Source organism: Paracoccus onchidii (genome assembly GCF_028294535.1).
Classification (GTDB): domain Bacteria; phylum Pseudomonadota; class Alphaproteobacteria; order Rhodobacterales; family Rhodobacteraceae; genus Paracoccus; species Paracoccus onchidii.
The window spans coordinates 48,042-60,993 of the sequence record NZ_JAQBIE010000018.1; the positions used below are offsets into that span (position 1 = coordinate 48,042).

A 12,952-nucleotide genomic window follows, 5' to 3' on the forward strand; every position below is an offset into this window, starting at 1 on the left:
GCGACGGTGGTTCACATTGGCGAAATCCGGGTCGAAACCCGAACCGGATACGGGGACCGGTTCGGCTATCGGAGGGTGTTAGTATTTCTGGGGAACATACAGATCGCGCGGCAACACTTCGCGTTCGTAATCGGGGTTGAAAACGCGATCGGGAAGCTGAATGTCCTCGTGGGGGACATCGGTATAGGGAAACAGCGTCAGCAGGTGGCTCATGCAGTTCAGGCGCGCGCGTTTCTTGTCATTGCCGGGCACGATATACCAAGGTGCCTCGGGAATGTTCGTGCGTTCGAACATGTCTTCCTTGGCCTTTGTATAAGCTTCCCAGCGGACGCGGGATTGCAGGTCCATCGGCGACAGTTTCCACTGTTTCAGCGGATCGTGGATGCGCATCAGGAAGCGCATTTGCTGTTCTTCATCCGTGACCGAGAACCAGTATTTGACCACGCGGATTCCGGAACGAACCAGCATGCGTTCAAATTCGGGCACGTCCTGAAAGAACTGTTCAACCTGATCTTCATCGGCAAAGCCCATCACACGTTCGACGCCGGCGCGGTTGTACCAGCTGCGGTCGAACAGCACGATTTCGCCCCCTGCGGGCAGGTGGGGAACATAGCGCTGGAAATACCATTGCGTCTTTTCACGGTCCGAAGGCGCGGGCAGGGCCACGACACGCGCCACGCGCGGGTTCAGGCGCTGGGTGATCCGCTTGATCGCGCCACCCTTGCCTGCGGAATCGCGGCCTTCGAACAGGACCACGACCTTTTCCTTGTGATAGGATACCCAATCCTGCAGCTTGATCAGCTCGGATTGCAGGCGCAGAAGCTCCTGGAAATACAGCTTGCGGTCCATCTGGTTGGGATGGTGGCTGCGGTAGATGCGCTTGATTTCGGCCGACAGGACCGCATCTTCAAGTTCGATCTCGATGTCTTCGTCCAGCGTATCCTGCAGCTCTTCCTCGAGCCAGTCCTTGGGTGTTTCCTGCATGGTCCTCTCCGGTATCTGTGCCCCCCTTTAAGGAAGGAATGTAACGAATTTGCGGCCATTCCGCATCGGTGGGCGAATTAGCGTCGGAATTTCGATGCGCAGCCCTTGGTGACGGCCAGAACAAAGCGTTGCCTGCTGCCGTCGACGGTGCCGCACCATTCGCCGCCGGTCGTGAACAGGCTGCGCGTGCCCCGTGCCGGTCGATAGGCGATACGCCGGCCGTTGATGTCAAACAGGTTCAGCACCCCGCCCGCGTTATAGGCATAATACCCCAGAACCCCGCCGTCCGCGGTGATGATCAACCGCTTTTCATTGGCGGGATTGCTGGGGCGGTTCGACCATACCGATGATGAGTTCGCGGTGTTCCCGGCTGAATTCCATTGGGCATGGGGCGAGTTGGATCGCTTTGACGGCTTGTTGGCCGGGTGTCCCGGACCGAGGTCAAACGGCAACTGCGTCTGATCCAGAATGATCAGCGGCGCATCGGCGTGTGTTGGTGCCGCCATTGCCAGCAGGGCGATCACGGCAAGGCGAAACAGGCAGGGCAAGGCGCTCTCCTTTGTCGGGGTGATCCTCATTGCCACGGCAGGGCGCGGGGGGCAAATCAGGAAGCGATCGCTTGGGACAGCCGCGCCCATTCGGCACGAGATCCGGGGATGCCCAGTCGCAGCCAGTTTCCGGAATAGGGAAAGCGCCGGGACCAGATTTGCGACCGTGCCAGTTGTTCCTGCGCGGCAAGCGCATCACCGGTATCATACAGCCGGAACAGATGCGTGCCACCCACAGGTGTCCAGCCCGCGCGGCAGGCTATCTTGTCCAGTCGCAGGCAGGCTTCGGAATGGTAGGTGACGGTTTCATCGGCCCAGTCGTGATCGGCCATCGCGGCCGCCCCGATGGCCAGCGCGGGTCCGCTGACGGACCACGGGCCGGTTCGTTCGGCAATTGCCGCCAGCAATGTCGGCCGGGCGATCACAAAGCCCAATCTCAATCCGGCAAGGCCCCAGAATTTCCCGAAGCTGCGCAGGACAAGGCAATTTTCGGGAAGGGCCGGCGCAACCGAAAGATCGGGGCGGGGATCGGCGAAGCTTTCGTCCACCAGCAGATGCCCGACACGACCCGCCAGCGCGACCAGCGAATCGGCGGTGAATTCTCGTCCGTCGGGATTGTTCGGGTTGACGATCACCGCAAGATCGGCCCCGGACATATGGTCGGGGCTGGGGGTTTCGGTGACCTGCCAGCCCGCCTGGCGCAGGCTGGCGGCATGCTCATTGTAGCTTGGCGACAGCACATGCGCCGAACCGCGCGGCAGGATTCGGGGTATCACCTGTATCGCGGCGGATGCCCCGGCAACGGGCAGGATGCAGGTCGGGTCGCAGCGAAACCATGCTGCGGCGACGTTGATCAGATGGGTCAGCGCCGTTGCCGTGGGCAATGCCTGCCATGCAGCACCGGGCAGGGGTGGCACCGCCCATGGACGGCGGTTGATTCCGGTCGAAAGGTCGATCCAGTCGGTCCCGCCATAGCGGCGTGCCGCTTCGTCGATATTGCCCCCGTGGTCGCGGCGCATCTTGTGATTCCTGCCTTTTCCTGCCCCTGCATCTGGTATGGAATGCCATGCTGCTGTGCAATCTGTTAGCGAATTTTTACTTTACACCACCGCGATTCCCGACCACGATATATAGTAAGAACATTCGGGCACCTATGCTCGGTATTGTATCGAAACCAAGGGTTAGCGGCGTCAGAATCGCCCCCGCAGATAGGCAGGATGCAGGCATGGCTCAGACTGACAACTTCATCGCCAGCGACGAAATCCATCCCATCGATATTGTCGAGGCTGTCGCCACCCATCACGCATGGGATTTTGACCGTCTGGCCGACGATCAGATCGCCATGGTCGTCGAAGGTCAGTGGCGCAGCTATTCCCTGACGCTGGCATGGTCGCCGAGCGAAGAGGTGCTGCGCCTGATCTGTACCTTTGATATGGATCCGCCCGCCGATCGTCTGTCGCGGATCTATGAAACGCTGAACCTGACCAATGATCAGGTCTGGGACGGCGGTTTCACATTCTGGGCGCAGCAACGGCTGATGGTTTGGCGCTATGGGCTGGTTCTGGCCGGGGAAGCCGTGGCCGAACCCGAGCAGATCGACCAGATGATCGGCAATGCGCTGATTGCCTGTGAACGGTTCTATCCGTCCTTTCAGCTTGTGGGTTGGGGCGATACCGAACCCGCCGCCGCACTGGACATCGCCTTGGGCGAAGCCTACGGACGGGCATAGGGGGCGCCGGCCCCCGCCAAGACAATGTGGGGGAACGGATGAGCGATTTCGACGACATCAACGAACGCGGTTTGGTTCTGGTCGGCTGTGGCCGCATGGGCGGCGCGATGCTGAGGGGGTGGCTGGCGCGCGGGCTGCAACCGGGATCTGTCACGGTGATCGACCCGCGCCTGGCGCCTGAATGGCGCGATAAGGGGATGCGCGTCAACGAGGCATTGCCCGAAAATCCGGCAGTTCTGGTTCTGGCGGTCAAGCCGCAGATGATGGCCGATGCCCTTGGCGAAGTGCCGGTGCTGCGCGACACCCTGATCGTATCCGTAGCCGCAGGCACCACGATCGCGACATTTGCCAACAGCTTTCCGAACGCGCCGATCGTGCGGGTGATGCCCAACACGCCGGCGGCAATCGGCAAGGGTATTTCGGCGCTGATTGGCAATGATCTTGCCGGTGCGGCGCATCTTGATCTGGCGGAAACCCTGATGAGCGCGGTGGGGCGCGTGGTCCGGCTGGAAAGCGAGGATCAGATGGATGCCGTCACCGGGCTTTCCGGCAGCGGGCCGGCATATGTGTTCCACCTGATCGAAGCGATGGCGCAGGCCGGTGAAGCGCAGGGGCTTTCTGGCGAGCTGGCGTTGGAACTGGCGCGGATGACGGTTGCGGGTGCCGGTGCGCTGGCCATCGACGCCGACGAAGATCCGGCGGTGCTGCGCGAAAACGTGACCTCGCCGGGGGGAACGACGGCGGCGGGACTGAATGTGCTGATGGATGCTGAAACCGGATTGCCACCGCTGATGCGCAGGACTGTTGCCGCGGCAGCCGACCGGGGGCGCGAGCTTGGAAAGGCCGGGTCATGACCATCAGCTTTGACGATTTTCTCAAGGTCGATATTCGTGTCGGCACGATTACCCGTGCCGAACCTTTCCCCGAGGCACGCAAGCCCGCGATCAAGCTGTGGGTCGATCTGGGTGAACTGGGCAGCAGGAAGTCATCGGCTCAGATTACGCGGCACTATGATGTCGACAGCCTGGTCGGCAAACAGGTCATGTGCGTGGTGAATTTCCCGCCCCGTCAGATCGGGCCGGTGCGCTCGGAGGTGCTTGTTCTGGGGGTTCCGGATGAGGATGGCGAGGTTGTTCTTGTCAGACCCGATCTGGCGATTCCGGATGGAGGCAGGTTGTTCTGATGAAGCTGCTTGTGACACGGCCCATGACCGAACGGGCCACCAAATCCATCGAGGCGCGGTTTCAGGTTGATTTCCGCGACAATACGGCGCTTGACGAAGCCGGTGCCGCCCGGGCCTTGCGTGACTATGACGCGATCATTCCGACCCTTGGCGATGCCTTTACACAGGCGGCCTTTGCGGGTGATGGGGTGCGCTGCAAGTTCCTGGCGAATTTCGGGGCCGGGTTCAACCATATCGATATCGAGGCGGCACGGGCGGCGGGGATTTCGGTGACGAACACCCCGGATGTCGTGACCGAGCCGACAGCAGATATCGCGATGACCCTGATCCTGATGGCGATGCGACGCGCCAGCGAGGGCGAGCGTATCCTGCGTGCAGGGCAGTGGCAGGGCTGGAACCCGACACAATTGCTGGGATCGCAGGTCGCGGGTGCGACTGTCGGGATCGTGGGGATGGGTCGTATCGGCAAGGCAATTGCCCGGCGCTGTCATCTGGGTTTCGGGATGCGTGTCGTGTTTCACAACCGCTCGACCGTTTCGGCGCTGGATATTCCGGCGCGCCAGATGCCCGGTCTGAACGAAATGATGCAGGAATGCGATGTCGCAGTTATTGCCGTTCCCGGTGGGGCGGGGACGCGCCACATGATCGGCGCCGAGCAGCTGCAGGCGCTTGGCCCACGGGGGGTTCTGGTCAATATCGCGCGTGGCGATATCGTCCATGAAGCTGCGCTGATCGATGCGCTGGTTACGGGCCAGATCGCGGGGGCGGGGCTGGATGTCTATGAACACGAGCCCGTGGTCCCGCAGGCACTGCTGGATGCGCCCAATGCCACGTTGCTTCCCCATCTTGGAACTGCGACCGAACCCGCACGCACTGCAATGGCGCAACGTGCGCTGGACAACCTGCTTGCCTTTGTCGAAGGGCGCCCACCTCGCGATCTGGTGAACTGAACTCTCCTGATGTCCGGAACCTGACATGGCGGCTTGTCGTTGAGGGGGCATACAACGCTTGCACTCAAAGGAGGACGAGATGAACTGGGATATCGTTCAAGGCAAATGGCAGCAGTTGAAAGGCACGGCCCAGGAAAAATGGGGCGAACTGACCAATGACGATCTGGATCAGATCGACGGCAAAAAGGATCAGCTGGCCGGGAAACTGCAAGAAAAATACGGCTGGACAAAAGAGCAGGCCGAGCAGGAGATCGACAATTACTTTGCCGACAAGGTCTGAACCACTTATCTGAACTTGCATCAAGGCCCGGTATTGTCCGGGCCTTTTTCGTGGCGGTCAGGGCCGCGGCCCGTCTTTACCGCATGGGTGTTTCCGGCCTATCAGGGGGTATGACAGGTCCGGCAGGTGACCTTTGTTCGTCAGCAGGGGATTTGCCGATGTTGTACAGCTATGTCACCCAGTCGGACCGTATCGTCCAGTTGCCGCGTGACGCTGATGCGACACAGGCCATCTGGATTGACATGATCCAGCCATCGGATGCCGAGGTTGCGCTGCTGCGCGAAATGGGGGTCGATGTGCCGTCGCTTGCCGATATGGAGGAAATCGAGATCTCCAACCGGCTGTATCGTGAAAATGGCATGGAATACATGACGGCGGTCCTGCCGGGGGACCGCGCCGATGGAATCCGTTCGGCCATGCCAGTCACCTTCATTCTGTCCGCTGACCGTCTGGTCACTGTGCGCCACCATTCACCACGCCCGTTCCTGACCTTCCCTGACCGCGCCGAGCGATCCACCCTGGGATGTTCCAGCGCCGACCGCTTGTTCGCCGGACTGCTGGAAGAAATCATCGCGCGTCTTGCCGATATCCTCGAGGCCTCGGGGCGGTCGCTGGATGAAACCAGTGCCGCCGTGTTCGAGCGGCGCACCGCGATGGGGCAGTCGCGGCAGGACGGCGCCGACCGGCTGCAAGAGGCGCTGCGCGTCGTCGGACGCGAGGCAGAACTGATGGCGCGGGTCCGGCTGGGTCTGCTCAGCATCGAGCGAATCCTGGCTTTTTGCCAGGCCACGACCAATGATCGCCGTGAAGGCAGCAAACTGCGTCCGGTGATCAAGGCACAGCTGCGGGATGTGCAGGCGCTGGAGGTTCATGCCGATTTCCTGTCATCGCGCGTCAGTCTTGCCGTGGATGCGATCCTTGGCATGATCAACCTTGAACAGAACAGCACGGTCAGAATCCTGTCGGTCATCGCCGCGCTTTTCCTGCCGCCGACGCTGATTGCCAGCATGTATGGCATGAACTTTTCCAACATGCCCGAGCTGGAACAGCCCTGGGGTTATCCGATGGCGCTGGGTTTGATGTTGGGCACATCGGTGGCCACCTGGCTGTTCCTGAGATGGAAGAACTGGTTGTAATGCGGGCTAGATGGCCTTGGACATGTTCACCCGCGAGGATAGTTCCGCCCGGCTTTCAACTCTTTCGGAATAGCGGTCGACCAGATGATCGCGAATGTCTCGCGTCAAGATGGTAAAGCGGGCCAGTTCTTCCATGACATCAACGATTCGATTGTAATAGGGCGAGGGTTTCATGCGCCCGTTCTCGTCGAATTCGTCCCATGCCTTTGCGACAGATGACTGGTTGGGGATCGTCAGCAGCCGCATCCAGCGGCCCAGGATCCGCAATTGGTTCACGGTGTTGAAGCTTTGGCTGCCGCCGCAAACCTGCATCACCGCAAGGGTCTTGCCCTGCGTGGGGCGTACACCACCCAGAGACAGGGGGATCCAGTCGATCTGGGCCTTCATCACGCCCGACATCGCGCCGTGACGTTCTGGCGATGACCAGACCATGCCGTCGCTCCATGTGACCAGATCGCGCAGTTCCGTGACCTTGGGGTGATCTGCGTCGCTGGCATCGGGCAATGGCAGGCCATGCGGGTCGAAGATGCGCGTCTCGATGCCCAATGCGTTCAAGATGCGTCCGGCCTCTTCCACCGCAAAGCGCGAAAAGCTGCGGTCGCGCAATGATCCATACATCAACAGGATACGCGCGGGCGCGCCACTGCGCTGCAGGGGGAAAAGCTGATCGCGGTCGATCGGGGCAAAGGCGTCGGGGGTGATATTGGGCAGATCAGTCAACGGGATTTCCTTTCTTGTCCAACAGCGGCTTGCCGTCCTGCGTGGACAGGGGGCCATCGGGGCGCGTCTCCAGCAGGTCGAGAACCATTTGCCAAGGGCGGCACAGGCGCACGCCCTTGGGGGTGGCGACGATGGGGCGATGCACCAGAACGGGATGGGCGATCATGGCATCCAGAATGTCATCATCGGTCACGCCGTCCTCAAGCAGCCCCATGTCCTGGGCGGGGGAACGGACGTCGCGCATGGCTTGTCGCGGCGTCAGCCCCGCAGCGGCAAACAGGGCCTGCAGCTGCGGACGCGTCCAGCCGGTTTCAAGATAGTTGACGATCACGGGCTTGGCCCCGGTTGCGCGAATGGCGGCCAGGGCATTGCGTGATGTGCTGCATTTGGGGTTGTGATGAATGACGATCATGACTGATCCTGTGCAAAGCGATTGCGGGTGCGGTTGGCAAATGCCACCAGGGACAGCATGACCGGTACCTCGACCAGAACGCCGACCACCGTGGCCAGTGCGGCGCCGGAATTCAGCCCGAAAAGGCTGATGGCGACCGCGACGGCGAGTTCGAAGAAATTGGATGTGCCGATCATCGCACAGGGGGCGGCGATGCGATGGGGCACCTTCAGCGCATAGGCCGCGCCATAGGCGATGGCAAAGATGCCATAGCTTTGGATCAGGATCGGCACCGCGATCAGCAGAATGACAGCGGGTCGATTCAGGATGACCTCTCCCTGAAGGCCGAAAAGAATGGCGACGGTGGCAATCAGGCCGATCATGGACAGGGGCTTGATCCGTGCAGAAAATGCATCGATGGCTTGGGGTGTACCAAGCGCGCGTCGCGTCAGCATGCCGGCGGCCAGCGGCAACACGACATACAGCAATGTCGCCAGAACCAATGTTTTCCAGGGCACGGTGATGTCGGTCACCCCCAGCAGGAAGGCGACGATGGGCGCGAACGCGACCACCATGATCAGATCGTTGAGGGAAACCTGCACCAGCGTATAGGTCGCATCGCCCCGCGTCAGCTGTGACCATACGAAGACCATGGCCGTGCAGGGGGCGGCCCCCAACAGGATCAGCCCGGCGATGTATTGCGCCGCGTCTTCGGGGGCGATCCAGGGCGCGAAGATATTGTCGAAGAACAGCACCGCCAACAAGGCCATGCTGAACGGCTTGATCAGCCAGTTGACGATCAATGTGATCAGCAGACCCCGAGGTTGTCGCGCCACCCCGGAAATCGCGCCGAAATCGACGCTGACCATCATTGGATAGACCATCGCCCAGATCAGCACGGCGACGACAAGATTGATCGAGGCGATCTCGGCCGACGCCACAGCATTCACTACGCCCGGCATCACCGCCCCAATCGCGATGCCCGCAATCATCGCAAGCGCCACCCACAATGTGAGGTATCGTTCGAAACTGCCCATGCCGTTGGGCTGGTCGGCTGTCATGTCGCTCATGTCATGTTCTTTTCTGTCATATCCGGACGACGCGCCTCAGCAATCGCAGGCGATCTGATCCAGAAAGGATTGGCACAACTCGACCTGCCCGCCACAGCAATCCTGCAGCAAGAAGCCCAACAGATCCCGCATGGTATCCATCTGGGCGAAATACCTGACCGAGCGTCCTTCGCGAGAAGATCGCACAAGATCCGCTGCGGACAGGATGTTCAGGTTGTTTGACAGGGTGTTGGGCCGGATATCCGCCAATCTGGCCAGATCACCCGCGGTCAGCCCCTGTGGCCCCGCCTGAATCAACAGGCGAAAGACATCCAGCCGGATTTCATGGGCCAGGGCCGAAAGGCCAAGCAGTGCATCGTTCTTTTCCATATTACATGAATTATGGAAAAGAACGATGAATGACAAGTGCTCAGACGCGAAAACCTTTGGTAGTTCAGCTTACCAGTTGTTTCCGATTGCGGGCGTGCCGGGTTGCCAATTGGCGCGCCTTACGCCCGTTCGGCAGTATCCGCGCCGATGCCAATGGGGATTCTTGTTCTGCAAGCGACGGGAAAAGCTCGAAAATTTCGTTTCTGGCCGATGCGCCGACAAGATTCAGTGCTTCTGTTCCCGCATAGAAGGATTCGGTTTCCGCACCATTGGAATGCACAATTTCATGATCGTCGAACATGATGTGAAAATATTCGACCCGGCTCAGATCCGAAGCGATTTCGATACCGTCCAGTTCCAGCAGGTGCTTTGCGGCGACCAGCACCTCGTCGGTGCCGAACATGCGTTGGGCGATGGATGAGCGCACCAATATCCGGTGTTGCGGCGACACCAGCAGTTCCGTTGCCGGGCAGTTTTGCCCCAAGGCACCGGCCAGGATGCGGATGGGGCGTAGCTGCGGTCGAGCCCGCAGTCGGATGGGGCCCAGCTTGGCTGATCCGACCCAGCGCACCGGGCGCAGGCCGTGATCGCGTGTCATGATCATTTGCCCGACCGAGATGTCTTGAACGGGGATGGCACCGCAATCGGTTTCGATCCGCGTTCCATGAACAAAACATGCCAGAACGTCATCATCATCCAGAATGAAGCTGCCGTCGGGGTCAAAATCCATGGTGATGATGGTGGTGTCCAGCGTCGCCTGAATCGTATCTGTTCCGCCACGGATCAGGGCGGCGATAGCTGCGCCCCCAATGGGAACGGCGCTTTCAACGGCCGAGGCCAGGCTTTCGGTAATTTCCGATGCTGGTGCTGTGATTTCGATCGGAATGCCCAGAACGGTGACCGCTGCCGTGACTGAAAGCCGGTCATCGCTCAGCTCGTCATCGGTGATCATGAAGACGTTTCCGTCCTCATCCTGCATCACCTGACCCTCGATCGGGTTCACGGTAAGGCTGATATCGGCAACCCCCGGCAAACCGACAGTGGCGCCCGCATTCATCAGGGTCGCCTCACCCAGATAAGTGCCTTCTTCCAACGATTGACCGGTGGAATCGATCGGCGCGATTTCATCGCCTTGGGTCAAAGTGTCGCCCAAAGGTGACGCGATATCGAATTCTTCGAATGTCCGTGACGCTCCGAACAAGTTGATCAATTGGGTCGGGGGCAGATCCACGACCGTCAGATCGGCGCCGACGGTAGCCAGTGTTGCATCAGGGATTCCAGTCAGAAAAGGCATGAGCGCAGGCACCATTATAAACGAACATCATGAATGCAAAGATGCCGATAGCCTGGCGATGTCGCGTGCTGACGGCTGAGGTTCTCTGCAGATCATGCAAGTTTTAATCAGCTTCTTCTTGTCTGCGCAATATACCTCTGGTTGAATTATTTCTTTTTATATCACTGCAGGGCTGCAAGCCCCTGTAATCCGGCGCCGCATGGTCAGCGATGGACGGGATTTCGCCACCATGCGGGTCGGGTCGCGGGTTCAGATGGCCTGCTCGTCGTCTGAAACCTGAAGCAAATCGGTGATCCTGCGCACGGATGCACGCCGGTTGGCGCGGATGTCCCCGTCTGCGCGTATCTTCGGGAATGCTTCGCCATAACCCTGAACAACCAGATTTTCCGGCGGAACATCGAAATACTCGGTCAGGGCCAACGCGACTGTTTCCGCGCGCCGGTCGGACAATGCGAGGTTCATTTCATTGGGGCCGACCGTGTCCGTGTGACCTTCGATCATGAAAATCTCGTTCGGGTTCTGCCTGATGGAATCGGTGATGACCCGTCCAAGATCAGCAAGCCCTTGGGCCTGATCGGGTGACAATGCCGCAGATCCCGTTGCGAATGTGATCGCATCCATATCGATTGGCGCAACCAGGGCGCGAACCTCGGGGATGTTGCGGATCTGGCCAAGGGTAAAGCGCCGGTCGATACCGGATTCGCGCTGCAGCGCCGCACGCAGCGCCGCTTCATCCATATTCGCGCCCCATTCTGTCACTGGCGCCGGGGCGGGCAGGGTTGCGGTATCGACGGGTGGCACCGGCTGCGTTTCGTCAATCAGGCGGGTCGTGCGGCCATCGGCCGACACCAATGTGCGGCGCAGAACCCGCAGGTCGGCATCGCGGATCGTGACGACTTTGCTTCCATCCGTGCGGGTGACGATGGTGCGTGACGACCCATCGTCGAATTCCTCGGTGGTCACCGTCGAGCCGGGTTCGCGCAACAGGGCGGTCTCGTCCTTGATCACCTCTTGGCTGCCATCGGGCCGCGTCACGACCACGCGATCCGGCGTGCTGAGCGCGACCTGTCGATTATTGTTCAGCATCGAGCCAACGGCGACGGCGCCCAGACCCAGCAACAGGGCCTTGGCCAGATCATTGTCGTCATCATCTTTGTCGGTATCGGCCTTGCGCCGATTGGCATCACGCAATGCGGTCCGGAAATCTTCGCTGGAAGAGCGACGGTCTTCCCTGGCGATTCGTTCTTCGCGGTGGCGGCGGCGTTGGTTCCCCTGATCATTCAGGGCCGCTGCATTGGCGGCACGGGTTTCGCGCGCGGCCTCGGATGCGGCGCGGGATTTTTCGCGCCGGCCATCGCGACCGATCAGCTCGCCCTCTTGATTGACACGATAGATCTGGTCGGCGGCCGATGCCAGGTGCAGCCCGCCATTCGGGCCCTGTTCCAGCACCACACCGCGTGGAGACAACAGCAGGTCATTCTTGCCGCAGGGATAGACCCCACCCGATTTGCAGGCCAACCTGTCCCGCGTCAGTCCGCCGGAAAGTTCGTGGCGGAATACGCGGTCGAGCCCGCCCATATTGTCCGAGCGACGTTTCGCAAGATCTGTCTTCGAAAATGCTATCGCCTTGGCGGGCTTGCCGCGACTGTCGCGTTCATGGCCGGTTTTTTTCCGTTGCTGTGCTGTCTTGTGATCCTTGTGTCGATCATGGTTGCGCTGATCATGATCCGCGCGGTGCTTGTCAGCATCGCGTTTCTTGTGCTGGTGCTTGCGTTGCTTGTCCTTGTTCGATTTTTTCTCGGCCTTCTCGGCCTTCTCGGCCTTCTCGGCCTTCTCGGCCTTCTCGGCCTCTTTGGCCTCTTTGGCGCGTTTGCGGGCCTTGGCGATATCTTCCTTGGTAACTTCTTGCCGCTTGGCTTCGTTCTCGCGTTTCTTGGAATGCTGCTGTTGTTGGCGGGCTTCTTCTGCGCGTTGGCGCGCGCGCAGAATGTCCTCTTTCGTGACCTCTTTTTTCGCGTCTTGCGCGATGATGATGTCGCGGGGCCGTTCCTGCGCGAAGAGCGGCTGAGGCAGCAATAACGACATGGATGTGGTTACGGCCGTCGTGAAAGAGACGATATTGCGCGGCATTTTGAATCCTGTGTTCCGGTCCTGTCAGGGCCTTTGAACCACCTTAACCCGGCAGCGGCGAAGTTGTTTCAAAATTGCCGTGACCTTGCCGTGATCATGTCCCGTCAAGGATCGCGAACATGAAAAAGGGCGCGAGGAAAACCACGCGCCCTTTTTGCTGGCGAATAG

Annotated in this window: 15 protein-coding genes; 6 read left to right on the forward strand and 9 right to left on the reverse strand. The window is 60.2% G+C overall.

From position 1 onward, the window contains the following. Window positions 1–78: 78 nt before the first annotated feature. The 3 genes from ppk2 to cobD all read right to left on the reverse strand — a co-directional run bounded on the left by ppk2 (window position 79) and on the right by cobD (window position 2,551). Complete coding sequence (ppk2, locus tag PAF17_RS14060; protein ID WP_271889739.1) at window positions 79–984, reverse strand: polyphosphate kinase 2; 906 nt, start codon at window positions 982–984, stop codon at window positions 79–81. A gap of 77 nt (window positions 985–1,061) precedes the next feature. Beyond that, a complete protein-coding gene (locus tag PAF17_RS14065; RefSeq protein WP_271889740.1) occupies window positions 1,062–1,532 on the reverse strand; it encodes a hypothetical protein in 471 nt (156 codons plus the stop codon). 56 nt (window positions 1,533–1,588) lie between these two features. Further along, window positions 1,589–2,551: a threonine-phosphate decarboxylase CobD gene (gene cobD, locus PAF17_RS14070; RefSeq protein WP_271889741.1), complete on the reverse strand. Its 963-nt coding sequence runs from the start codon at window positions 2,549–2,551 to the stop codon at window positions 1,589–1,591. Between the two features lie 206 nt (window positions 2,552–2,757). On the opposite strand from cobD, the gene PAF17_RS14075 reads away from it, so the two are divergent. The 6 genes from PAF17_RS14075 to PAF17_RS14100 all read left to right on the forward strand — a co-directional run bounded on the left by PAF17_RS14075 (window position 2,758) and on the right by PAF17_RS14100 (window position 6,810). Beyond that, window positions 2,758–3,261, forward strand: a complete 504-nt coding sequence (locus PAF17_RS14075; RefSeq protein ID WP_271889742.1) for a type III secretion system chaperone family protein — start codon at window positions 2,758–2,760, stop codon at window positions 3,259–3,261. Window positions 3,262–3,299: 38 nt separating this feature from the next. Further along, on the forward strand, window positions 3,300–4,115 hold the full coding sequence (gene proC, locus PAF17_RS14080) for a pyrroline-5-carboxylate reductase (RefSeq protein ID WP_271889743.1): 816 nt from the start codon (window positions 3,300–3,302) through the stop codon (window positions 4,113–4,115). Then, window positions 4,112–4,444, forward strand: a complete 333-nt coding sequence (locus PAF17_RS14085; RefSeq protein WP_271889744.1) for a tRNA-binding protein — start codon at window positions 4,112–4,114, stop codon at window positions 4,442–4,444. Before proC ends, PAF17_RS14085 begins: the two co-directional genes overlap by 4 nt. Beyond that, window positions 4,444–5,394: a 2-hydroxyacid dehydrogenase gene (locus PAF17_RS14090; protein ID WP_271889745.1), complete on the forward strand. Its 951-nt coding sequence runs from the start codon at window positions 4,444–4,446 to the stop codon at window positions 5,392–5,394. The genes PAF17_RS14085 and PAF17_RS14090 overlap by 1 nt, the downstream gene beginning before the upstream one ends. 79 nt (window positions 5,395–5,473) lie before the next feature. Next, entirely contained in the window at window positions 5,474–5,674 is a 201-nt protein-coding gene (locus tag PAF17_RS14095; RefSeq protein ID WP_271889746.1) for a CsbD family protein, read from the forward strand. 158 nt (window positions 5,675–5,832) lie between these two features. Further along, entirely contained in the window at window positions 5,833–6,810 is a 978-nt protein-coding gene (locus PAF17_RS14100) for a magnesium transporter CorA family protein (protein ID WP_271889747.1), read from the forward strand. Between the two features lie 6 nt (window positions 6,811–6,816). Here the strand turns inward: PAF17_RS14100 and arsH are convergent, their stop codons facing one another. The 6 genes from arsH to PAF17_RS14130 all read right to left on the reverse strand — a co-directional run bounded on the left by arsH (window position 6,817) and on the right by PAF17_RS14130 (window position 12,784). Next, the gene (gene arsH / locus PAF17_RS14105; protein ID WP_271889748.1) at window positions 6,817–7,530 is read right to left on the reverse strand and encodes an arsenical resistance protein ArsH; all 714 of its coding nucleotides are present in this window, start codon (window positions 7,528–7,530) and stop codon (window positions 6,817–6,819) included. Next, entirely contained in the window at window positions 7,523–7,942 is a 420-nt protein-coding gene (arsC, locus tag PAF17_RS14110; protein ID WP_271889749.1) for an arsenate reductase (glutaredoxin), read from the reverse strand. Before arsC ends, arsH begins: the two co-directional genes overlap by 8 nt. Further along, window positions 7,939–8,991: an ACR3 family arsenite efflux transporter gene (gene arsB / locus PAF17_RS14115; protein WP_271889750.1), complete on the reverse strand. Its 1,053-nt coding sequence runs from the start codon at window positions 8,989–8,991 to the stop codon at window positions 7,939–7,941. Before arsB ends, arsC begins: the two co-directional genes overlap by 4 nt. 36 nt (window positions 8,992–9,027) lie before the next feature. After that, window positions 9,028–9,360, reverse strand: coding sequence for an ArsR/SmtB family transcription factor (locus PAF17_RS14120; protein ID WP_271889751.1), 333 nt, complete (start codon window positions 9,358–9,360; stop codon window positions 9,028–9,030). Window positions 9,361–9,424: 64 nt separating this feature from the next. Next, complete coding sequence (locus tag PAF17_RS14125; protein ID WP_271889752.1) at window positions 9,425–10,654, reverse strand: Hint domain-containing protein; 1,230 nt, start codon at window positions 10,652–10,654, stop codon at window positions 9,425–9,427. A 249-nt stretch (window positions 10,655–10,903) separates the two neighbouring features. Beyond that, window positions 10,904–12,784: an OmpA family protein gene (locus PAF17_RS14130; RefSeq protein ID WP_271889753.1), complete on the reverse strand. Its 1,881-nt coding sequence runs from the start codon at window positions 12,782–12,784 to the stop codon at window positions 10,904–10,906. Window positions 12,785–12,952: the final 168 nt, after the last annotated feature.

What these genes read in the sequence shown, in the direction of transcription:
- cobD (WP_271889741.1), bottom strand. Translation starts at nt 2,551, where the DNA reads ATGCGCCGCGACCACGGGGGCAATATCGACGAAGCGGCACGCCGCTAT.
- PAF17_RS14090 (WP_271889745.1), top strand. Translation starts at nt 4,444, where the DNA reads ATGAAGCTGCTTGTGACACGGCCCATGACCGAACGGGCCACCAAATCC.
- PAF17_RS14120 (WP_271889751.1), bottom strand. Translation starts at nt 9,360, where the DNA reads ATGGAAAAGAACGATGCACTGCTTGGCCTTTCGGCCCTGGCCCATGAA.
- PAF17_RS14125 (WP_271889752.1), bottom strand. Translation starts at nt 10,654, where the DNA reads ATGCCTTTTCTGACTGGAATCCCTGATGCAACACTGGCTACCGTCGGC.
- PAF17_RS14095 (WP_271889746.1), top strand. Translation starts at nt 5,474, where the DNA reads ATGAACTGGGATATCGTTCAAGGCAAATGGCAGCAGTTGAAAGGCACG.
- arsB (WP_271889750.1), bottom strand. Translation starts at nt 8,991, where the DNA reads ATGAGCGACATGACAGCCGACCAGCCCAACGGCATGGGCAGTTTCGAA.
- proC (WP_271889743.1), top strand. Translation starts at nt 3,300, where the DNA reads ATGAGCGATTTCGACGACATCAACGAACGCGGTTTGGTTCTGGTCGGC.
- PAF17_RS14100 (WP_271889747.1), top strand. Translation starts at nt 5,833, where the DNA reads ATGTTGTACAGCTATGTCACCCAGTCGGACCGTATCGTCCAGTTGCCG.
- arsC (WP_271889749.1), bottom strand. Translation starts at nt 7,942, where the DNA reads ATGATCGTCATTCATCACAACCCCAAATGCAGCACATCACGCAATGCC.
- ppk2 (WP_271889739.1), bottom strand. Translation starts at nt 984, where the DNA reads ATGCAGGAAACACCCAAGGACTGGCTCGAGGAAGAGCTGCAGGATACG.
- PAF17_RS14085 (WP_271889744.1), top strand. Translation starts at nt 4,112, where the DNA reads ATGACCATCAGCTTTGACGATTTTCTCAAGGTCGATATTCGTGTCGGC.
- PAF17_RS14130 (WP_271889753.1), bottom strand. Translation starts at nt 12,784, where the DNA reads ATGCCGCGCAATATCGTCTCTTTCACGACGGCCGTAACCACATCCATG.
- PAF17_RS14075 (WP_271889742.1), top strand. Translation starts at nt 2,758, where the DNA reads ATGGCTCAGACTGACAACTTCATCGCCAGCGACGAAATCCATCCCATC.